We start from the raw sequence: 21298 nt of genomic DNA, 5'->3' as shown, positions 1-21298 counted from the left end.
AGCACGGCCATGGCCATTGCCGGACCCGGCGGCGTTGACGCTGCCATCGCCGCGGGGATCGACCTCGACGGCACTCCGATCCCCGCCGAGATGGTGGCCCTCTACACGGAGGTGATGGACCTGGAGAGCCAGCGTGCCCGCAGTGGCGTCAAGAAATCGATGCGCAACCGGATCGTGAAAACGGGCTCCAAGCACTTTGATCAGGCCACCCTCGATGCCCGATTGCAGGCTGCGGGATGGGAAGGACTCAAGCCGAAGGAGATTGCCTTCTTCTACTCCTGAGCTCTAGCTGCACATGTCCTCAAGGGTATCGATCACCTCCTGCTGAAACTCCTCCAGATTTGAAGAGTCGCTGAGATCGATCCCCTCGCCGGCGGCGTTCTGGGTGAGTTCCTGGAAATGGAAGGCCCCTTCGCCGTGGGCGAGGAACTCCATGGCGGAGGGTTCACCGCTTTCTTTGTAGGCGTCGCAGAGGGCCAGAAAGGCCGCATCTTCGGTGAATTCCCAGCTCATGAAGGGGGCCGCGCTGAAAAACAAGGTGAACGCGCTCACCGACCTTTAACGCCTACCCCCCGGAATCCGTCAACCACCCTGGCCAACTTTGTGCCGGTGTGTTGCCTTGGAACCTTTGGGTCTTGACGCGCCTCGAAGGCCCTGCAACGGCGCGAACCATTGGCCAGACTTGGGCCACCGCCCCAGAGAACGTCATCCCGTGAGCGAGTTCAGCGCCGGACCCAGCCCCGACCTCAACGTGTTGGGCGAACCCCTCGTGGTGTGCGGCTGTCAGCCGATGACCGGGTGGTTTCGGGATGGTCATTGCCGCACCAATGCGGCCGACCTGGGTCGCCACAGCGTCTGCTGCGTGGTGACAGAAGCCTTCCTGCGCTACAGCCAGGCCCAGGGCAACGATCTGAGCACCCCGGCCCCGGACTACGGCTTCCCCGGCCTCAAGCCCGGCGACCATTGGTGCGTCTGCGCCCCGCGCTGGCTGGAGGCCTACGAAGACGGCATGGCCCCGCCGGTGCGTCTGGAGGCCACGGAGAACACAGCCCTGGAGGTGATTCCGCTGGAGTTGTTGCAGGCCAACGCAGCCTGAGGCTGGCGCTCTGGCCCGGCACCACCGCCTACCAGGGGATGGGTTGGCCGTCCCAGGCCCAGAACTGGCCGCTCTGCTCCGGCGTGAGCCCCTCCAGCACGTCCAGCAGCTGTCTGGCGGCCCGTGCGGGGCTGAACAGCTTCTCTGGCGCCACACCCGCCTGGAAGGGGCTGGAGAGGGCCGTGGCGGTGGTGCCCGGATGCAGCAGGCTCACGCAACCCTGGGGCTTTCTGCGCCGCCACTCCAGCGCCAAGGTGCGCAGCAACTGATTCTGGGCGGCCTTGGCGGCCCGGTAGGCGTACCAACCGCCCAGATGGTTATCGCCGATGCTGCCCACCCGGGCTGAAAGGCTGGCGAAGTGAAAGGGGGCCTGGGCCGGCAGGGCCGGATCCACGGCCTGGGCCAGCAGCAGGGGCGCAAAGGCATTCACCGCAAAGCTCTGCTCCAGGGCAGCACGGCTCACCTGGCTGAGGCGTTTTTCAGGCTGCAAGCCAGGCCCATGGAGCAATCCGGCGGTGTGGATCACCAGCCGCAGGGGGGGGAAGGCTCCGAGGGTGGGACCCAGCTGGGCCAGGCTGCCGTCGTCGACCAGATCCAGGGGAAGGTGCGACACGCCCTGCCAACTGGCATCCCCCGTTCGTCGCCAGTCGCGGCGCGAGGCCCCCAGCAGCTGCAGCTGAGGTGCTCGCCGCGTGAGCTCCTGCAGCAGCGCCTGCCCGATGCCGCCACAGCCCACCACCAGGGCGCTGCCCTGCCAGGCGTGCAGGGGGTTGGGGCAAGGGGGAGCTGAAGACACGCAAACCCTGGACTGGCGACACGACCTCAGCCCTGGCGCATGATGGCAGCGCCAAATGGCCTGCTGCACCGGTACCGATGGGGCTTCGCATTGCTGTGTTGGGCTTGGGGGCCTGGGGGCAGACCCTGGCGGAGCGTTGGCAGCGCCAGGGCCACACGGTGTCGGGTTGGTCCCGGCGCGACGGCGGCAGCGCTGTGGATCTGCTGAGCCAGCAGGATCTGGTGGTGTCGGCAGTGGCCATGGCTGGCGTCCCGCCCCTGGCCCAGGAGCTTGGCCCCCATTGGCCCGCAGGCCTGCCGCTGCTGAGCTGCAGCAAGGGGCTGGACCTCACCCAGCTGACCACGGCCACCCAGCTCTGGGCCGCCCAGTTGGCCAGCACACCACTAGCGGCGTTGAGCGGCCCCAACCTCGCCACGGAGGTGCAGCAGGGGCTGCCAGCGGCGAGTGTGGTGGCCAGTGTTGATGAGGCGCTGGCCCAGCTGCTGCAGCAACAGCTGAGCGATCGGGCCCTGCGCCTCTACACCAACAGCGATCCGATTGGCACCGAAGCGGCCGGTGCTCTCAAAAACGTGATGGCCGTGGCGGCCGGCATCTCCGACGGCCTGGCCCTGGGCGCCAATGCCAAGGCCTCGCTGCTCTGCCGCGGTCTGGCCGAAATCGGCGTGGTGTTGGAGGGGCTCGGTGGGGTCACCAGCACCCTCTACGGACTCGCTGGGTTGGGCGATCTGCTGGCAACCGCGACCAGTCGCCTCAGCCGCAACTACCGCTGCGGCCTGTTGCTGGCGGAGGGATGCAGCGAGGAGCAGACCTACGACCAGATCGCCGCCACCGTGGAGGGGCCCCGCACCGCCCGGGCGGCCCTCCAGCTGGCCGCTCGCCAGGGCTGGCACCTGCCGATCTGTGAGCAGGTGGTGCAGGTGCTCGATGGCGCCGCCACCCCGGCGGATGCGGTGCGCGCCCTGATGGAGCGCGATCTGCGGCCGGAATGGGCCCAGCCATGACCAGCAGCCCGCCACGGGTTGAGCCGAAGCTGGTTCGTGGCCTGGTGCAGCGGCCAGCCGTGCTGGTGGAGGCCTTTGCCGATGGGCCCTGCTGCGGCAATGGTGCCGCCGTGGTGCTCCTGGACGAGCCCATGGGTGACCAGGCCCTCCAGGGCATCGCCCGCAGCCTCAACCAATCGGAAACGGCCTTTCTGCTGCGCCAGCAGGACCGCTGGTGCCTGCGCTGGTTTACCCCCAGGTGCGAGGTGCCCCTCTGTGGCCACGGCACCCTGGCGGCCCTTCTGGCCCTGGGCCATTGGCAGCTGCTGGGTCCCAACGAGGAGGTTGAGCTGCTCAGCCGCAGCGGCCCCCTGGCGGTGGCGCTCGACCCCGGTGGTGCCTCGGGACGCTTGGTGCTCCCCAGTGCCGGCTTGTTGCCGGCCGAACCGTCCCCGCCGCTGATTCGGCTCCTGCAGGCCCATCTGGGTGTCACCCCGCTGGCCTACTGGGCCTCGAGCCTGGGGTATCGCGTGGCGTTGCTGCCGGCTGCGCCCTTGCAGGCCATGGCGGGCCTTGCCGGGGAGCTCCAGGGTCCAGATCGGGCTGGCCTGGTGCTGATGCAGGCCTGTGCCGACGATCCGGCCGAGCCGCCTCCCACCGTGTTGGGTCAACCAGCCGATTACCAACTGCGGTTTTTCGCGCCGGGACTGGGCATCGATGAAGATCCCGTGACCGGTTCGGCCCACGCCCTGGTGGCGCCCTTTTGGTTGGAGCGGCTGGGCCGCAGCTCCGTGGTGGGTTGGCAATGCTCCCCGCGTCCCGGCGGCATGGTCTGCGAGGTGGTGTGCGAACCGGCGTCCTCAGGCATGATCCGCCTAAGCGGTACGGGCCATCTCCTGTGGAACGGCACATTGCGGGTGCACGCCGATGGCTCCGGAGCCGAGGCCTGGTCGTCCCTGTGCGCCCTCGCTTGATGCTGGCGGGCCCCATGGCGGTGGCGGCGGTGGCGGTTGGTTTTGCGGCCCAGGGCCTGGTGCCCCGGCCCTATGGCGCCGCCCAGGGCGAGCTGCTGGATGCCCTGATCGACTCACCACCACCGGCCGCCGACACCACCACCGCGGCGGAGCAGCTGCGGCGACTAGAGGCCCGTCGTGCACCCGCGCAGGGCAGCGCAGCCAGCGTGGGTCTGGTGGAGCCCGAAGCGGGGCCGGGCGTGGATCTGGAGATACGCGTCGCCCTGCTCAGCGCCGGTGCGGCACCGGATCTGACGGCACCTGGCCCCTGGCAGTTGTTGAGCCGAGATGGCCAGCTGCTGCAGCAAGGAGATGCCGAAAGTCGGGTTGATCTGGCCAAGGTGTGGCAGCAAGGCCCGGAGGCTTGGCTGCAAACCAAGGGTGGGTCGCTGCTGGTCAATGGACGCCCCTACGGCGGCCGGCTGCGGCTGATCCGCGATACCGAGGGCCCGCGGCTGGTGAACCACCTGGCTCTGGAGACCTACATCGCCGCCGTGGTGGGGGCTGAGATGCCCAGCAGCTGGTCGATGGAGGCCCTCAGGGCCCAGGCCGTGGCCGCTCGCTCCTATGCCCTGGCCCACATGGCTCGCCCGGCCAACCGTCATTGGCACCTGGGCGATACGACCCGCTGGCAGGCCTACAAGGGCCTCTCCAGCAGCAACAACCGCACCCGCCAGGCCGCCGCCAGCACCGCTGGCCTGATTCTCAGCTACCAGGGCGCCATCGTCGAAAGCCTCTACGCCGCCAACCGCCAGATCAGCCTGGAAGCCCACGGCCATCTCGGCGCCAGCATGAGCCAGCACGGGGCCCAGGATCTGGCTCAACAGGGCTACCGCTACAACCAGATCCTTGGCCACTACTACCAGGGTGCATCTCTGGCCCGTCTCAAGGCCGGTGCGGGCTGAGCGCACCTGGCAGCGGGCCATGGAGCGTTGCGGGGAGGCCCAGCGCTGCGGAGCCCTGGTGCCCCTGGCCACAGAAGTGGTACAGGCCCCCGAGCTGGAGCCTTTTGTGCTGCGCCGTCTGCTCAGCCGTACCCCCAAACACCTACGGGGTGGGGGGCCCAAGCCGAACCCCTTCCTCCCCTGGGAACCAGCCCTGGAGGTGGACCGTCTGGGATCCAGCCATGTGGTGCTGCTCAACAAATACCCCGTGCAACCGGGCCACCTGTTGCTGATCACCCAGGCTTGGCAGCCCCAGTCCGGCTGGCTGACAGCCGTCGACTGGCAGGCCGTGGCAGAGCTTGACGCGGATACGGGGGGGTTGTGGTTCTTCAACAGCTGCGCCGCCGCTGGTGCCAGCCAACCCCATCGGCATCTTCAAGTGTTGCCACGCCATGCCGGAGAACCCAGTTGCCCCCTTGCTGCGCTGTTTGCGGCCCAACTGGAGCCCCCAGGGGAGTCGATGCCTGGCGCCGCGCCGATGCCCTGGGCCTATCGGCTGAGTCGGCGAATCGATCCCCTAGGCAACAGCGATCTGGAGGGCCTGTACCGGGAGCATGCGGCGCAGCTGGGCCTGGGTTGCCCCCAGCACGACCCCCAGCCCCTCCATCCCTACAACCTGCTCTTCGACGATCACTGGTTGCTAACGGTGCGGCGCCGCCAGGAGCACTGTGCGGGCTTCAGCCTCAACGCCCTGGCCTTTGCGGGCTATCTGCTGTGCACCGAGCGCTCCGATCTCAGCTGGCTGGCACGGGAAGGGCCCTGGGCCTTGCTGCAGGCGGTGGCCAGTGCGCCGCTGCCGATCCGTTGAGCGCCGTTCCGTAATTTCTCGGTTGCCAAAGCCGATGCGGCTGGGGCTGGTTGGAAAGGAAGGGGTTGCGGCCCCTTGTCGAACGACCACTGACCCATGACCGACCACACGAAGCGTCCAAGCCACCCCACCGGCAACCTGTCACGCCGGGCCCTGCAACAACGCAACCAGCGGGTGAACCTCTACCGCGGACTGGTTACGCCCATCGCTGTCCACTACGGCCGCCGTTGCCCCGAACCTCTCGACGATCTTGTCCAGGTGGGCCTGCTCGGCCTGCTTCGGGCTGCGGAGCTCTACCAGCCCCAGACCACCACACCCTTTGAAGCCTTTGCCAGGCCGCACATCCGCGGCGCGATTCTCCACTACCTGCGGGATTCAGCCCTGGTGGTGCGCTTGCCTCGTCGCCAGATGGAGCTGCACGACAAGCTGCGACAACTCAAAGCCAGCTGGTGTGCCCAGCACGGCCAGGAGCCCAGTGCAACCGATCTGCGCATGGCTCTGCGGCTTAGCCCAACCCAGTGGCAAGATCTGCTGCAGGGCCAGGCGATGGGACGCCCCATGGCCTTTGAGCCCGGAGGAGATGAGCCTTTGGCCCTTTGGCGTCTAGGCAGCGGCTTGGCTGAGGATGAATCCCGCCTGGACCGTGAGCCAGAGGAGCAGCGGGAGCTCCTGCAGCGGCAACTCCTGAACCTTGAGCCTGGCGTGCGACAGGTGATTCAGAAGGTGGTGCTGTCGGGTTGGACCTATCGGCGCACCGCGGCCTGGTTGCAGGTGAGCCCGATGACCGTGCAGCGTCGGCTGAAGCGGGGCCTGGCGTTGCTGCGGGCGGCGCTAAGCCCTCCCGCAGCAGTTGAACTCAGCTCTCGGCGGAGGCCGCATCCCGTTGCATCTGTTGCTCCAGCGTGCTGATCGCCGCGTTGACGGCGGCCAGTTGGCGCTCCACACCATCACGCCAGAACTGCAGCATGCGCAGCTTGCGATGCTGATGGCGCCGCCAGCTGTCGCGACCTCCTTCGTCGCCGATGCCGCAGCAGCCCAGGGGGGGAAGCATGAGAAAGTGGAAGAGTGCCCAAAGGTTCTAGCGAGCTGCGCGGGTCACCCGAGTGTCGTGTTTCCTCCCCAGCAATGGCCTTGAAACACCTTTGGGCAAGCCTCTGTATCCCATTTGCAACAGGCCTTTCGCGTCCATTGGGAAGGCACTCCATTGATTCTTCAGCCCAGTCGTTTCAGCCCTCCAGCGTGGGGGCAGTCGGTCACGGAGCTCGCATGCGTCCGTTCCCCTGGTTGATGGCGGCTGCCCTGGGAGCGCCTGTGGTGCTGCTTCAGGTGCAGCCGGCATCCGCCTATGTGGCGCTGATGGCTGGACAGCAGGCCCGCCCCCTGAATGGCAGCTTCAACAAAGTGCCGGTGCTGCATTCCAACCAACCCGAGGAGGTTGAGGGCGCCGGCATCCTGATCAATACGGCCCCTGGCTATGCCTATGCCTCCGAAACTGGCCAACCCCTGCGCAACGCTGAGTACACCTTCAACGGGGAGTTCGGCGTGCACATGCACCACAAATACTTCCCTCCCAACCGTGGCAAGATTTCAGCCTCGGCGAGGCGTCCCGAACTCACCCTCGGTCTGATTCTGATCAACCCGGGTGCACGTCCTGTGCACATCCGTTTTGAGAACGGAGCGGTGCGCAACAGCTTTGAAGCCCCCTATCTCCAGCAGTACAAAATGGGGGTGAGGCCGTTGGGGCCAAGGCCGTGGAACACAGGGCCGGGTGATGCCACCGCCATTCAGGTTCTGCGGGGGCGCCTCGATTCCAAACTCAGCCAGGAGATCACCATTCCGGCCCGCAGCCGCATCGTGCTGTTCCAGACCCAACTGCCTGCCTTGGGCATCGCCAATGCCCTGCTGAAGGGACGCAGTGATGGGCCCTTCCAAATGGCGGTGGTGGCGGCCAAAAACCCCCAAAGCGATTGGGATGTGCTGGCTGTGCTCGACCGGGGTCGCTTAGCCCCAGGCCGCGTTTATCTCAATCGGATCGCTGATATCAATGGGCGGCGTGTGTTCTCCCGAGTGGGTGGTGTTGCCATTGGCGACGCCTACGGGGCCAGCCTCGACCATGATCTGACCCAGCAGGGACCATTGCATGTGCCCCTCACCAGCACCCACCGCCACAAATTCGGCACCCGAGAGGTGCAAGTGAATCCGCTGGTGAGCCGCATGGTCGACTCCTCCTTGGACAACGTCGGCACCTACGGGGTCCGCTTTGACGTCGATCTCAACCTCAAGGGGTCCGGTCCCTACGAGCTGGTGCTGAGCCACCCCTCCAGCACCGGCAGCAGTAAGCCGTTCACCGCGTTTCGGGGATCCTTTCAGGTGCGTTCTGAGGATGGGCTGCAGGAAATGCACGCAGGCCTGCGTTCCGGCCAGAGTGTTGCCCTCACAACCTTGAACCTGCGGCCTGGAGTTCCCAATCCGGTGCGTGTGAGCCTGGTTTATCCCGCGGATGCCACACCCGGCCATTTGCTCAGTGTGGTTCCTGCAAGCCAACTCGCCATCGTGCAAAACCAGGAGCGCCAGCTCGAGATTGCCCGCAGCACCGCAGCCACCACCGCTCCCGCCCTGATTCCGATCCCTCCCGCTGTCCCCGATCCCACTGGCGTTGACGCGGATCCAGCGGAGAGGATGCCCCCGCTTGTCCTTCAGACCCCCCTGCCGGGCCTACCGCCGTTACGGTCCAATCCACCGCCACCACCACCGCCGGCGATCCTGTCACCGCGTTCCGCCGCTGGGGCCTCGTCGTCACCTCTGAACCCGTCGCTGGTGGATCGCTATCAGCAAGCGCTTGAGGCGCAACAACAAATGATGCGCAGCTTGATGGACCGTTAGGGATGGCTTCCCCAGGTGATCCCCAACGTCGTCGGTTCAGCCTGGAGCTCCCGGTTGAGCTGCTGGGGAAAATTGACGGACTCAAGGCGGAGTGGGGCCTGCGCAGTCGCGGTGACATTGTCGAGCGCCTGCTGCAAGAACTCTTCCCCAGCAATGAGGATGGGGAGAACGACTTGGCGGCTGATCAGGCTTCTGCCAAGGGCACGCTTGCCTCTGGCGATGCCGATCATGCGTCGACATTCAACGAGCAGGGTGCGTTGGTGCTCGTCAGCCGAGGTTCGGGGGGCGAGCTCTGCCTCGATCTGGAAGACATCGACTTCCCCCTTGGGGAGACGATGCGCGTCAGCGCTCCGCCGCGTTCGGGCGGGATCGACCTGCCGGGGTTTGTGAGGCGCCAGTCGGATCAACTCAAGCGCAGTCTTCAGCCGCGCCAGCAAACCGTTGAAGCGTCCGTCGAACCCCTGCCCCATGTGGGTGGAGAAATGGTGGAGAGGGCCCTGGTGCGGGCCCGCAACCACTGGATCGAGCTCTACGGAAAGGATGCCAATGACGCCGTGTTGGAAGCGGCGATGGTCTGGTTGGCCCAAGACATCTGGGCCCAGAGTGATCAAAGTGACAACAGACCGTTCACTTGGTCGTTGGCCTGCGAGGTGGTGGCCAACACGGCGCCCAGTTGGGGGCACGAGCCCGCCAGTTTTGAGCGGGTGATGGTGATGGCCGGTCTGCTGGAGGATCCTTTCAGCACGTCCACCCTGGAGGTGCGACTGCCCACCCTGATTCGTCGCTTTGTGCATCGCTTCCGCAAGCGACGCAAAGGCACATCGTTCCAGACCCTCGAGCACACCATGACCCTGCACGGGGCGCTCAAGCTGTTGCAGTTACCCACCGCTCCGGGCCATCGACTCACCCTGGCTGAGATCCGTGAGGCCTATCGCGACCTGGCAATGAGCCACCATCCCGATTCCGGCGGCAGCGAAGAGACGATGCGCCGGCTGAATGAGGCCTACCAACTCCTCAAGGAGTTGTACCGCAATCATTAATGCGTCTCGCATGGCTCGCGAGAGCCACTCGTTGAGACTATAGATGGGTCTTGAGTGAGATCAGTAGGAGCTCCTGAGCGACCCTTGCTCCGCCGGGCCGATCGGCAGTTGCGCAGAAGACTCTTTTGCGACGCAAAATTGGTCTTTACATAAGACTCATCCAAAAAATGCGTTCTGCCGCTCGGTTGCGCTGCTCAGCCTTGCTCGTGCGGGCTTCTCCATCTTGTTCACCACGACATCGCTCCAATGGCGAATTGGTGGTCTCGCCTGTGTCCTGTTTTGAGTCTTGAATGCGGACTTAGATCAGACGGGCGAATAGTTGCGCGCGCCAGGGCCGTGGGGCCTCGCGGAGCGTGCTGATTCCATTGGCGTCCAAGCATTGATCTCGGATGCCGTCTCCTGAGACTTGAATATTTCAGTGATTCTGCCTGGGTCAAGCCTGGGAGGTACTCCTTCACGGAATGCCGGCTGGTGTTTCTGGGTACAACGACGATCAATGGACTGTGTCCAGGGTGGGGATAGGACGCTGTCCAGTGGCTCGAATCAGTGATGAAGACGAGTAATGATATAGCTTTTCGACTACGAGTACCTGTGTCTAATGCAGGTACGCGGCTTGAACAATGGTCAGCAGGAGTGGCGTGACGCCCGCGGCATCGGATAGTCGACCGCCTCTCTTGGTTAACCAAGGCCAGACTTAGCCTGAGACCAGAAACAAGTCTTAAACGAAGAACCTGAGACGGAGGTGGGGGCAGCCTGACCTTGGCTTGGGGCTCTTGATCTGGCCAGATCCACGCATTCGGTTTGAAGGGGTGAGCGTGATGATGAGCCGACCGCGCTTCGCAACACCGACTCTTCCTCGCCGATCACGCACGCATCTGTCGGCGCAGGAGTGGATGCGGTGATGGACGGATCGACGACAGCCTTCGCTTCGGCCAGCGTCTCAATAATCCCATTCGGGATTCTCAAAGGGTCCAATAAAGAGCCCCGGATGAGACGGATGCTCAACCGGGGCGAAAGGAGGCTAGGCGGGTGGTGTTCAGGTGCTGGTTTGCATGCCCTGGATCAGATAGTCGAAGTAGGGGCCGGCCATTGCTGCTTGCTCGGTGCTGAGCAGGGCAATCGCGGCATACTTCATGGTGCGCATCGCTTCAACCATGCCCGGCATCGGCACGCCGAGGCTGTTGTACATCTCGCGGGCTCCCACCAGGCCGATCTGCTGAATCATCTCGGTGCTGCCAGCCAAAACGCCGTAGGTGACAAGGCGCAAATACCAGCTGTAATCCCGCAGGCATTGAGCCCGCTGCTTTTGGCCATAGGCGTTGCCGCCAGGCGCGACGTAGTCGGGGTTGCGCTGAAACAGCTGCTTGGCCGCTTCGTCGACGATCTTTTTTTCGTTGTCGGTAAGCACCCGCACCACGGCAAGGCGCTCGGCCCCTCCGCTGAGGAACTCCACCATGGAGCGCAGCTCGCCGCCGCTGGGATAGCGCAGCTGATCATCTGCCTGGAGGATCAGATCCCGAACGACGCTCATCGCAGCGGCCACACGCGAGCTTCACTGTATCGACTCCGCAGCAGGAACCCCTTCCCTGGCTGCAACGTGTAACGCCCCTTTGCACGGCGTAGGGTGAACGATTGGCGGGCGGGCGTGGCGTCGAGCAGCAGCAACATCAGCAACAGCAAGCCAGACCTGGCCACCGGCAACCGGGTCACAGTGTCGATCACCGGCCTGTCCCACGATGGTCAGGGGGTGGCCAGGCTGTCCGATCGGGTGCTGTTTGTCGCCGGCGCCCTGCCAGGCGAGCAGGTGCAGGTGCGCCTGACCCACAAGGCCCGCCGCCACTGGTTGGCAGAGCTGGAGCAGGTGCTGGAGTCGGCTCCTGATCGGCGCCGGCCGCCCTGCATCCTGGCGGAGCATTGCGGTGGCTGCAGCCTGCAACACCTTGAGGATGCCGGCCAGCAGCACTGGAAACACCAGAAGGTGGTGGATGCCATTCGTCGCATTGCTCACCTCGACCATCCAGTGGCCCCCCTGTTGGCAGCTCCCGAGGGCCTGGGGTACCGCAACCGGGCGATCATTCCGCTGGAGCGCTGTGAAGACGGCCACCTGCGTGCGGGGTTCTACCGCCGCGGCACCCACCGGATCGTCAACATGAACCACTGTCCGGTGCTCGATCCGCGCCTGGATGCCTTGATCGCGCCGTTGAAAGCCGATCTGGAGTCCAGCGACTGGCCCGTCGATCGCGATTGCCAGGAGGGTGGTGGTCTGCGCCATCTGGCGCTGCGCCTGGGCAGCCACAGCGGCGAGCTGCTGATCACCCTGGTGAGCAGTCACGATGAGCTCGATGGCCTGGAGATCCTGGCGGCCCAGTGGATGCAGCGCTGGCCCGCGCTGGTGGGTGTGTGCCTCAACCTGCAACCACTCCCCACCAATACCCTGCTGGGCCCTGAGACCCGGGTGGTGGTCGGACGTGGCTGGGTGGAGGAACGGTTCTGCGATCTCAGCCTGCGCATCTCGGCCGACACCTTCTTCCAGGTGCACACCCAGCAAGCGGAACGGGTGGTGCCGCTCGTGTTGGCGGCCCTCGACGGCCTACCGGCCGGCGTGATGGTGGATGCGTATTGCGGCATCGGGACCTACAGCCTGCCGGTGGCAGCGGCGGGGTGGCAGGTGCATGGCATCGAACTCAGCCCGGAGGCGGTGCATCAAGCCAAGACCAACGCCAAGGAGAACGGATTGGGGGAACGGGCATCCTTTGAGGCGGGGGTGGTTTCAGGGTGCCTCGGGGAGCATCTTGCCCACTGCGACGTGCTGTTCCTCGACCCGCCACGCAAAGGTCTCGAACCCGCCACCCTGCAGGCCATCGTGGCGAATCCTCCGGCCCATCTCCTTTATCTCAGCTGTGATCCTGCCACCCTCGCCCGGGACTTGGCCCAGTTGGTGGAGAGCTGCCACTACCAGCTGGCGAGTCTCCAGCCGATCGATTTCTTTCCCCAGACCAGTCACGTTGAAACGCTGGCCGTGTTGCACCGTGGGGCACCACCGCAGGGTGCAACAGCCGGTGCGGCTCAGGCCCTCAGTTGAGCTCCCAGCTGCTGTTCCAGGGCGGAACGAATGGCGGTATGGGCCCGTTCCACATCTTCGTCGGTCAGGGTGCGCTTGGGATCGCGGTAGCGCAGACGGAAGGCCTGGCTGCATTGGCCGGCGGCCAGCTGGTCGCCGGCGTAACGATCCACCAGCTCGGCCTGCTCCAGCAGGGGCTTGCCAGCCTTGCGAATCACCTGCAGCAGGTCGGCCGAGCGGATCTCAGCTGACACCACCACCGCCAGATCCCGCTCTGAGGCGGGCACGGTGGCGTAGGGGGCAAAGGCGGGTTGCCATCGGTTGCGACGCGTGGCGGCGGTGAGCAGGGCCGCCAGCTCGAGTTCAAACACGTAGGTGGCTTCCGGCAGGTCGAGCGCGTCGGCCTGCTCAGGATGCAGCTGCCCAAACCAACCCTGGGGGCGGCCCTCCACCACCAGTTCGGCCGCCCGGCCCGGATGCAGCAAGGGGTGGCTCGTCAGCGGCCGATCCTCGATGGGAATCGCCGAGGCCACCAATGCCTGCTGCAGCACGCCGCGGGCCTGGTGGTAGCTGGGCGGTTGGGGTTTGCCACTGCTGCTCCAGCGCTCACCGCGTCGCTCCCCGCAGATCACCCCCACCAGCAGCTGGCGATCGGGTTGGGCGGCCGCCGTGCTGAACACCTGGCCGATCTCGAAGGCCCAGAAGCCGGCTTGGCCGCTTTGCAGGTTGCGGCGCGCTGCCGCCAGCAGCTCTCCGTGCAGGTTGTCGCGCAGGTGGCCGTAGTCGGCCAGCAGGGGATTGGCCAGGGGGATGCGCCCTGCAGCAGCGGCAACAAGGGAGAAGCTGCAGGCTTCCTGCAGCCCAGCCCCACAGAGCTGACGCCGCAAGCGGCGCTCCACCTGTTGGGCTGGGTCCAGACCGCCGGGTTCGAGGGGATCGGGCAGATGGCAGGCGAATTGGTCGTAACCAACCAGGCGGGCCACTTCCTCAATCAGATCGACCTCCCGCTGCAGGTCCATCGAACGGGAAGCCGGCACGGTTACCAGCCAACCCTCGTCGTCGGCATCGGCCTCAAGGCTGCAGCCCAAAGCGGTGAGGGTTTGCAGGATGCGGTCATCGCTGAGGTCGCTGAACGCGTCTCCGTCTTGCACAGGCCCCAGCAGGTTGTGCAGGGCATCCCGCCTTAACTGCAGGGGCTGGGTGGCCAGCTGCGGGCTCTGATGCAGCCAGCGCCCGACCAGCTTGGCGCCGCAGAGCTGCTGCAGCAGTGCCACGGCGCGGTTGGCCGCTGCCAGGGTGCTGTCCCGGGGCAAGCCCTTCTCAAAGCGACTGCTGGCCTCGGTGCGCAGTCCGACGCTGCGGGCTGAGCGGCGCACGGCCTGGGGTGCAAACACCGCGGCTTCCAGCCAGATGGCGCAGGTGCCCTCACCGACCGCTTCCTCGGCACCACCCATCACGCCGGCCAGGGCGATGGGCCGACCGCTGTAGGTCACCACCAGGGCTTCGGGGCTGAGCTGGTGCTCGCTGCCATCCAGGGCCGTGAACGGCTCCCCGTCGTGAGCTTGCCTGAGGCCCAGGGCGTCCACCTGGGGGGCGGATGTGGCACTGATAGCCGCCAGCTGCTGGCTGTCAAAGGCATGCAGGGGCTGCCCTGTTTCCAGCATCACCAGATTGGTGATGTCGACGACGTTGTTGATCGGGCGTACGCCGGCCTTTTCGAGGCGCTGTTGCAGCCAGCGGGGCGACGGGGCCACCTGGAGGCCGTCCAGGGCCGTCACGCTGAACAGACCGCCGGCTTCAATCGCGGCGAGATCCGCAGCGGCCACGGGCAATGGCTGGCTGTCAAGGGCGGCGCCAGCCGGCACGGGGGTGTGGGTCTGTCCGCCGACGAGGGCCGCCACCTCCCGGGCGATGCCCAGCATGGAGAGCCCGTCGGGGCGGTTGGCGGTGATGGCCAACTCCAGCACTTGGTCGTCGAGGCCGAGGCACGGGCCCACGGGGCTACCGACCGGTGGCACCTGCTCCAGCAGCTGATCGAGCTCGGCGATGCCATCGGCATCGCTGCTCAGGCCCAGTTCCGCCAGGGAGCAGATCATGCCGCTGCTGGCCACGCCACGCAGTTCGGCGGGCTTGATCGTCAGATTGACGGCGGGCAAAGTAGACCCCACCAGGGCCACCGGCACGTGGATGCCAGCCCGCACGTTGGCGGCCCCGCAGACGATCTGCAGCGATTCCGCGGCACCGACATCCACCTGGCAGACGCTGAGTTTGTCGGCGTTGGGATGGCCTTGCCGGTCGCGCACGTAGCCCACCACGACCCCCTGGGCCTGGGCCGCCAGGTCGTCGATGGCGTCCACCTCAAAGCCAGCCATCGAAAGCCGCTCGGCCAGAACGTCGACAGCGAGGGCCTGCTCAGGGCCGGTCACCAGCTCCTGCAACCATTGGAGCGAGACCCGCATCAGCCCATCCCTTCAAGAAGGGTGATCCTAGAGATCAACAGGCAGGGGAACTGCCGGAAGGTATGGTGGCAACTTGTCCTCTCGCATCGCACCAGCGGCGCAACGTCCTTCATGGCTAAAAACAAGGGCGTCCGGATCGTGATCACTCTTGAGTGCACGGAATGCCGGTCCAACCCCGCCAAGCGGTCTCCAGGTGTGTCTCGCTACACCACCGAAAAGAACCGCCGCAACACCACCGAACGGCTCGAGCTGAAGAAGTTCTGCCCCCATTGCAACGCCTCGACGACGCACAAGGAAATCAAGTGATCTTCAACTGACCTGGCCGCCTAGCGCTCCGATTACTCGGTTGCGCTTGCACCAACGTCAACTCAACGTCAACTCAACGTCAGCTTGAAGCCGATTTCCTTGGTCTCCGTCACGCCTCTGCACGGTTAGGCACCAGTTCGTTTTTCCCTCCGTTCGAACCCATGTCCAGCTCCTTCTTTAAAAAGCGTCTGTCGCCGATCAAGCCCGGCGATCCGATCGACTACAAGGACGTCGATCTGCTCAAGAAATTCATCACCGAGCGGGGCAAGATCCTGCCCCGCCGTCTCACTGGCCTCACCGCCAAGCAGCAGCGGGATCTCACCAATGCGGTCAAGCGTGCCCGCATCGTGGCCCTGCTGCCCTTTGTGAATCCGGAAGGCTGAGGCGCGACCGCTGGCCTCAGCAACCTTCCAACCCGGCGATCTGGTGGGCCTCAGCGACGAGCGCGGCCCCCAGGTTGCTGTCGTTCTCAGTGTTCAGTCCAACAAGGCTTCGCTGGCGATCGGTGCATCCGGTCGTCAACAGATTCAACCGCTGCGCCAGTTGCAGCTGCTCGGCGCGTGCCCTGGCGATGGGGCCCAGCCCCAGCGGTTGGAGCAACTGCCCTGGCACATCACGGAAGACGCTTTAACGGCAGCCGTGCCCTCCAGGCGTGATGTGGCCGCGGCCTGGTTGTTGATGCAGGCGGATGGGCAGCCGTTAACCCTGCCCGATTGGGTGGATCTGGTGTGCTCCCGCCGCGATGGCCTCACCGTGGCGGCCTGCTGGCGATGGTGCCACGGAGCCCAGACCCTGTTTCGGTTGCGCCAGGGCCAGGTGGAGGCCCGTGGCCTCAACGACCTGCGGCAGCTGCGCCGAGAGCGGCGTCATCAGCAACTGCAGGCCGAGGCGGAGCAGCGCTGGCACCAAGCCCTGCGGCTCCGCCAGCCCCTGGATCCCCACGACCTGGCAAGCGAGCACCGGCAGCAACTCGAACTCCTGGAGTGCTGGGCCGGGGGCGACTGCACCAGCCCTCTGCCCACTCAGCTCAAACAGGCTCTCCACGCGGCCCAGTGCACGGCCGACACCGGCTCGATCCGCCATCTGCTGGTTGACCTGGGCCTCTGGCAAGCCCATCACCTGCCATCGCTGCGCGCCACCACCTGGGAGCAGGGCTTTTCGGCGGAGCTGTTGGCGGAGGCTGATCGTCTGCTGGAGATGGCCGAGGCTGATCGCCCCGGCGACATCGACCGTGTGGATCTGATGGGCCAGCGCAGCGTCACCATCGACGATGCCGACACCCGCGACATCGACGACGGCCTGGCGTTGGAAACCACCCCGACCGGGCAGCAGCGCATCTGGATCCACGTGGCGGATCCCGGCCGCCTGATTGAAGCCCATTCGCCCTTGGATCAGGAGGCCCGACGCCGGGGCAGCAGCCTCTACCTGGCCGGCGGCATCCTGCCGATGTTTCCCGAGCAGCTAGGAACCGGCCCGATGAGCCTGAGAGCTGGGTGCCGCAGTGCCGCCTGGAGTCTCTGGGTGGAGCTCGATGCCGAAGGTGCCATCGCCGCATCCGGCCTGCAACGCAGCTGGGTGAAGCCCACCTACCGGCTCTCCTACGGAGATGCCGACGACCTGATCGACCTGGCGCCCCCTCAGGAGCGCGATCTCGCCGATTTGCATGGCTTGTTGCAGCGACGCCGCCAGTGGCGAGTGCGCCATGGCGCCCTGCTGCTCGACCAGCCGGAGGGGCGCATCCAGTGCGGCGGCGAAGAACCCCTGCTGGAGATCACTGAGCCCAGCCCGGCTCGGCTGCTCGTGGCCGAGGCCATGATCCTGGCCGGTGCGGTGGTGGCCGAAATGGGCCGTGAGCACAACCTCGCCCTGCCGTACCGGAGCCAGTTGCCGGCTGCCTTGCCCCCCGAGGCGGAGCTGGCCGCCCTGCCAGCCGGGCCCGTGCGGCATGCGGCCATCAAGCGCTGCCTGAGCCGCGGGCACACCGGCACCCAGCCGAGTGGCCACTTCAGCCTGGGGCTTCCCGCCTATGTGCAGGCCACCTCGCCGATCCGCCGCTACGCCGACCTGGTGGTGCAACGTCAACTGCTGGCCCTGCAGCAGCAACGCCAGCCCCTGGAGTCCGAGGCCCTTCAGGTCCTCCTGACCGATCTTGAGGGTCCGCTGCGGCAGGGGCAGCAGATCAGTCGGGAAGACCAGCGCCACTGGCAACAGGTGTGGTTCGATGCCCATCGCAGCGACCACTGGCCGGCCACCTTCCTGCGCTGGCTACGGCCCCAGGATCGCCTCGGCCTGGTGCATGTCGAGAGCCTGGCGATGGATCTGGCCGCCGACTGCCCGGCCGGCTCCGATCCGGGCGATCTGCTGCAGCTGCGGGTTCACACGGTGGATCCGCTGCGGGATCAGCTGCGCCTGCTGGCCAGCGGCTAATCCCCCGCCAGCCGCGAGGCCCGCAGCCATGGGCCCCAGGTATTGAGGCAACCCACCAACGTGGTGGTTGTGGGCCGCTCCAGATCCTGAAGCCAACAGTTCAGCCCTGGTTCCAGGGTGATCAATGGCCATGCGGTGCTGCCTGTGCTGAACAGAAAGCCCCCCTGGCCATCAGCATGCACCGTGCCGCGCCAGGCTGCTTCGCCGAACTCGGCTGCACCTGCCCTGGGATCGTTGGCTCGCGCCGCACGGCGCTGCAGCTGGCCATCGCCCTGGAGCAGATCTGGAGACTCCAGCAACAGCAGCTGGCGAGCGGCCCAGTCGGCCGCATGCCAAGGCGTGTCCCAGAGCGGCAATACCGCCGCCGGGGCCAGGGGATCGTGAATGAGTCGCTCCTGCAGCTCGCGCACCGGCAGATCGCAGGGGGGAACGCCCCGCTGCACCGCCAGGGCGGCGGCTGCGCCGGCTGCCTGACCGATGTTGAGGATCAGCGGCTGCAGACGTGTGGCGCCATTGGCCATGTGGCTGACGCTGAAGCCTTTGTCGGCTGCCAGCAGGTTGTCGAAATCGGCACTCAGCAGGGCCCGATAGGGGACGGTGAAGGGGGTGCCGCTCCAGCGGCCACCCCAGCGGATGCTTTTGGCTGCCAGCGGCCAATCGGGGCCCGGGTAATGGTGGTCGTTGGCGTAGTTGCCCACCGCCACGGCTTCGAGTGCCCCGGTGCCATCCCAAGGCAACGGTCCTTGGGATTCGCCGCCTCCCAGGGGCAGCAGATGTTGTTCCAGCACCACCGTGTTCCCCACCAAGCGGCGCCCTTCGCGCCAGTAGGGCATCAGGGCCAGGGGTGAGGGCCCACTCACGGCGCTGGCGCCAAGCTCCCCCGCTGTTGGAAAGCAGGCGGCTGGCTTCAGCCAGCCTTCGGAGGCCTGCTCCAGGGCATCGGCAAAGGCAAGGCTGTGGGCCTGCATCGCTGCTCCGATCGGCCCATCAGCGGCCTCGCGCTCCAGCAGCTCCAGGCCGTGGCCATGCCAATCGTTGCCGTGAAGCGGCCAATTGAGCATCACCAACCCGCCGGGCAGACGGCCGTAGCTGATGGTGCGCTCCAGGCCAAAGGCCTGGTCGGCCTGCTTGAACGGGGGCGGCAAGGTTGCAGGGCTAGCGGCCGGGGGCCCGGACATGGTGCCGGCACCGGCCTCATCCGCCAGTTGCCCCATCACCACCCAGGTGGGGGATTGCAGCGGATGCTTCGCAAAAAAAGAGTCCTGATCGAGACGCTCCTGGAGCGGGGCACTGGGCTCCTGCCACAGCTCCTGCGCTTCCCACCCCTGTCGGTAGCTGGCACCACAGATCGGCAGCAGGTCGCCGCGATCGCTGCCATCGATCACCACCTGCAGCTGAATGCGTTGCGCCTCTCCTGCGACCTCCACATCGAGCGCCGTGAGACGCCGACCCTGGCGATGGGCACCGGTCACCCGTGCCCCCGGGGACCAATGCAGCAACGGCTCTGCCGAACACCACTCGCGCAGGAGGGTTTCGGCGGTGGCGGGGCGGTAGCCGAAACAGCTCACCCAATTGTGGTCGAGTCCTTCGGGCTCCCGCCGTTGCAATTCCCGCAGAAAGGCGCCCCACAGCCCGGTTTGCCAGGGCGTGAGCTCATTGCCATCGGGAGCGCAGACGCCAGCGGCGCTCACCATGCCCCCCAGCCAGGGCCCAGGCGTGAGCAGCACCACGGTGGCGCCGCCGCGGGCAGCCTGCAGGGCAGCGGCCACCCCACCGGTGCCACCGCCCCACACCAGCACGTCAACCTGCGCGGGGGGGATCGCCATGGCTACCGGCACGGGGGATGGTGCAGCCCAGCGTGGCAGGGTGGGTCGCGGTCGCGGCGCCGCGAGCCACCCTTCCCGGTCGCATGTCTTACACCCTCACCACACCCCTCTATTACGTCAACGATCGCGCCCATCTCGGCAGTGCTTACACCACGCTGGCCTGCGATGCGGTGGCCCGCTACCAGCGGCTCAAGGGGGAGCAAGTGCTGTTCATCACGGGTTGTGACGAGCACGGGCAGAAGATTCAACGCACCGCTGAAGCCGCGGGGCTGAGTCCCCAGGCCCACTGCGATGCGGTCAGCGAGGGCTACCGCGCCCTCTGGAACCGCTGGCAGATCAGCAACGACCGGTTTGTGCGCACCACCGACCCTCGCCATCAAGCCCTGGTCGAGCAGTTTTTTGCCCGGGTCGAGGCCAACGGCGATGTGGTGGAAGGCCGCCAACAGGGCTGGTACTGCGTGGCTTGTGAGGAGTTCAAGGATGACGCCCCGGGAAGTGAAGACCCGGAATGCGCCATTCACCGCAAACCGCTCGAGTGGCGCGATGAGGTGAATCTGTTTTTTCGCCTCTCCCGCTACCAGAGCCAGATCGAGGAGCTGATCCGCAGACCTGGTTTCATCGCCCCGGCCAGCCGACAGAAAGAGGTTGAAAACTTTGTCGCCCAGGGCCTGCGTGACTTTTCCATCTCCCGGATCAATCTACCCTGGGGGATCCCGGTGCCTGGCCATGACGGCCATACCTTTTACGTATGGTTTGACGCCCTGCTGGGCTATCTCACGGCCCTGATCCCTCCAGAGGATCCGGTCAACCTGGAGCTGATCAGCCAGGGTGGCTGGCCGGCCCAGTTGCACGTCATCGGCAAGGACATCCTGCGCTTCCACGCGGTCTACTGGCCGGCAATGCTGCTGTCGGCGGGACTCCCCCTGCCCGAGCGGGTGTTTGGCCATGGCTTCCTGACCCGGGAGGGTCAGAAGATGGGCAAGTCCCTCGGCAACGTGCTCGATCCGGAGGTGTTGCTCGAGCGCTGTGGGCGTGATGCGGTGCGCTGGTATCTGCTGCGCGATATCCCCTTCGGCGACGACGGCGACTTTCAGCAGCAGCGCTTCACCGATCTGGTCAACAACGACCTGGCCAACACGATCGGCAACCTGCTGAACCGCACCTCGTCGATGGCGCGGCGCTGGTTTGCTGATGCGGTGCCCCCCGCCGGGCCTGCCGCCCAACCCGACCACCCCCTGGCCGTGGCGGCCCTGGCCGCCGGTGAGACGGTGAACACCGCCTTGGATGCCCTGGATTTCCGCGCTGCCGCTGAAGCCAGCCTGCAGTTGGCCATCACGGCCAACGGCTTCCTCAACGACCAAGCCCCCTGGAAGCAGATGAAACTGGAGGGTCAGGAGACTGCCGTGGCGGCGGATCTCTATGCGGTGTTGGAAGCCACCCGCTGGGTGGCGGTGCTGTTGGCCCCCCTGTTGCCCGAACTCTCCGAGCGGATGCTGGTGCAGCTCGGTCAGCAGCCCTTTGAGAGTGGCATTGGCACCAGCGTGACCACGCCATCGCCGTGGCGTGCGGCTCAGCGGTGGGGCGCGTTGGAGCCTGGACTGGCCTTGATCGAACCCCAGCCGGTGATGCAGCGGCTCGAGCTCGAGACCCCCCTGTGAC

Annotated in this window: 20 protein-coding genes; 14 read left to right on the top strand and 6 right to left on the bottom strand. The window is 66.2% G+C overall.

Annotated elements, in window-relative coordinates; genetic code table 11:
- Positions 1-9: 9 nt before the first annotated feature.
- Positions 10-282 carry a DUF4090 family protein gene (locus KBY70_RS03225; protein ID WP_094561216.1) on the top strand — a complete coding sequence of 91 codons (273 nt, stop codon included), beginning with the start codon at positions 10-12 and terminating at the stop codon, positions 280-282.
- 3 nt (positions 283-285) lie between these two features.
- Here KBY70_RS03225 and KBY70_RS03220 read toward each other — a convergent pair whose 3' ends face one another.
- Positions 286-513 carry a hypothetical protein gene (locus KBY70_RS03220; protein WP_094561232.1) on the bottom strand — a complete coding sequence of 76 codons (228 nt, stop codon included), beginning with the start codon at positions 511-513 and terminating at the stop codon, positions 286-288.
- Between the two features lie 199 nt (positions 514-712).
- Between KBY70_RS03220 and KBY70_RS03215 the strand changes: the two genes are divergently transcribed.
- Positions 713-1096, top strand: coding sequence for a DUF2237 family protein (locus KBY70_RS03215; protein ID WP_233128669.1), 384 nt, complete (start codon positions 713-715; stop codon positions 1094-1096).
- A 28-nt stretch (positions 1097-1124) separates the two neighbouring features.
- Here KBY70_RS03215 and KBY70_RS03210 read toward each other — a convergent pair whose 3' ends face one another.
- Entirely contained in the window at positions 1125-1892 is a 768-nt protein-coding gene (locus KBY70_RS03210; RefSeq protein WP_254987353.1) for an SDR family NAD(P)-dependent oxidoreductase, read from the bottom strand.
- A gap of 77 nt (positions 1893-1969) precedes the next feature.
- Between KBY70_RS03210 and KBY70_RS03205 the strand changes: the two genes are divergently transcribed.
- The 5 genes from KBY70_RS03205 (at position 1970) to KBY70_RS03185 (ending at position 6546) form a co-directional block, all read left to right on the top strand.
- A complete protein-coding gene (locus KBY70_RS03205) occupies positions 1970-2893 on the top strand; it encodes an NAD(P)H-dependent glycerol-3-phosphate dehydrogenase (protein WP_254987352.1) in 924 nt (307 codons plus the stop codon).
- Positions 2890-3846: a PhzF family phenazine biosynthesis protein gene (locus tag KBY70_RS03200; RefSeq protein ID WP_233128670.1), complete on the top strand. Its 957-nt coding sequence runs from the start codon at positions 2890-2892 to the stop codon at positions 3844-3846. The genes KBY70_RS03205 and KBY70_RS03200 overlap by 4 nt, the downstream gene beginning before the upstream one ends.
- Positions 3846-4790, top strand: a complete 945-nt coding sequence (locus KBY70_RS03195) for a SpoIID/LytB domain-containing protein (RefSeq protein WP_254987351.1) — start codon at positions 3846-3848, stop codon at positions 4788-4790. Before KBY70_RS03200 ends, KBY70_RS03195 begins: the two co-directional genes overlap by 1 nt.
- Complete coding sequence (locus tag KBY70_RS03190; protein ID WP_315859681.1) at positions 4753-5637, top strand: ATP adenylyltransferase; 885 nt, start codon at positions 4753-4755, stop codon at positions 5635-5637. Before KBY70_RS03195 ends, KBY70_RS03190 begins: the two co-directional genes overlap by 38 nt.
- A 96-nt stretch (positions 5638-5733) precedes the next feature.
- Positions 5734-6546: a sigma-70 family RNA polymerase sigma factor gene (locus tag KBY70_RS03185; RefSeq protein WP_254987350.1), complete on the top strand. Its 813-nt coding sequence runs from the start codon at positions 5734-5736 to the stop codon at positions 6544-6546.
- Here KBY70_RS03185 and KBY70_RS03180 read toward each other — a convergent pair.
- A complete protein-coding gene (locus KBY70_RS03180; RefSeq protein WP_094561220.1) occupies positions 6494-6688 on the bottom strand; it encodes a sigma factor SigF in 195 nt (64 codons plus the stop codon). The two genes, KBY70_RS03185 and KBY70_RS03180, sit on opposite strands and share 53 nt — an antisense overlap.
- A gap of 215 nt (positions 6689-6903) precedes the next feature.
- Here KBY70_RS03180 and KBY70_RS03175 point away from each other — a divergent pair, with 215 nt between their 5' ends.
- On the top strand, positions 6904-8520 hold the full coding sequence (locus tag KBY70_RS03175; protein WP_254987349.1) for a DUF3370 family protein: 1617 nt from the start codon (positions 6904-6906) through the stop codon (positions 8518-8520).
- A 2-nt stretch (positions 8521-8522) separates the two neighbouring features.
- Positions 8523-9560: a J domain-containing protein gene (locus KBY70_RS03170; protein WP_254987348.1), complete on the top strand. Its 1038-nt coding sequence runs from the start codon at positions 8523-8525 to the stop codon at positions 9558-9560.
- 1036 nt (positions 9561-10596) lie between these two features.
- Here KBY70_RS03170 and KBY70_RS03165 read toward each other — a convergent pair.
- Positions 10597-11091, bottom strand: a complete 495-nt coding sequence (locus KBY70_RS03165) for an allophycocyanin subunit alpha-B (protein WP_254987347.1) — start codon at positions 11089-11091, stop codon at positions 10597-10599.
- A 114-nt stretch (positions 11092-11205) separates the two neighbouring features.
- On the opposite strand from KBY70_RS03165, the gene rlmD reads away from it, so the two are divergent.
- A complete protein-coding gene (gene rlmD, locus KBY70_RS03160; RefSeq protein WP_254987346.1) occupies positions 11206-12642 on the top strand; it encodes a 23S rRNA (uracil(1939)-C(5))-methyltransferase RlmD in 1437 nt (478 codons plus the stop codon).
- On the opposite strand, the gene pheT is transcribed toward rlmD, so the two are convergent.
- Complete coding sequence (pheT, locus tag KBY70_RS03155) at positions 12627-15080, bottom strand: phenylalanine--tRNA ligase subunit beta (RefSeq protein WP_254987345.1); 2454 nt, start codon at positions 15078-15080, stop codon at positions 12627-12629. The two genes, rlmD and pheT, sit on opposite strands and share 16 nt — an antisense overlap.
- A gap of 111 nt (positions 15081-15191) precedes the next feature.
- Between pheT and rpmG the strand changes: the two genes are divergently transcribed.
- The 3 genes from rpmG (at position 15192) to KBY70_RS03140 (ending at position 17813) form a co-directional block, all read left to right on the top strand.
- Entirely contained in the window at positions 15192-15386 is a 195-nt protein-coding gene (gene rpmG, locus KBY70_RS03150) for a 50S ribosomal protein L33 (protein WP_094559626.1), read from the top strand.
- 161 nt (positions 15387-15547) lie between these two features.
- Positions 15548-15769: a 30S ribosomal protein S18 gene (gene rpsR, locus KBY70_RS03145; protein ID WP_006041316.1), complete on the top strand. Its 222-nt coding sequence runs from the start codon at positions 15548-15550 to the stop codon at positions 15767-15769.
- Between the two features lie 43 nt (positions 15770-15812).
- A complete protein-coding gene (locus KBY70_RS03140; protein ID WP_315859680.1) occupies positions 15813-17813 on the top strand; it encodes a ribonuclease catalytic domain-containing protein in 2001 nt (666 codons plus the stop codon).
- Here KBY70_RS03140 and KBY70_RS03135 read toward each other — a convergent pair.
- Positions 17810-19639, bottom strand: a complete 1830-nt coding sequence (locus tag KBY70_RS03135; RefSeq protein WP_254987344.1) for an FAD-dependent oxidoreductase — start codon at positions 19637-19639, stop codon at positions 17810-17812. The genes KBY70_RS03140 and KBY70_RS03135 overlap by 4 nt on opposite strands.
- 83 nt (positions 19640-19722) lie before the next feature.
- Here KBY70_RS03135 and KBY70_RS03130 point away from each other — a divergent pair, with 83 nt between their 5' ends.
- Positions 19723-21297 (top strand): methionine--tRNA ligase, encoded by a 1575-nt coding sequence (locus tag KBY70_RS03130; protein ID WP_254987343.1) that lies wholly within the window; start codon positions 19723-19725, stop codon positions 21295-21297.
- Position 21298: the final 1 nt, after the last annotated feature.

The sequence above is a fragment of the Cyanobium sp. ATX 6E8 genome, from assembly GCF_024346335.1.
Lineage (GTDB): Bacteria > Cyanobacteriota > Cyanobacteriia > PCC-6307 > Cyanobiaceae > Cyanobium_A.
The sequence above is the reverse complement of the archived record's forward strand: the minus strand, read 5'-3'. Positions and strand labels throughout refer to the sequence as shown.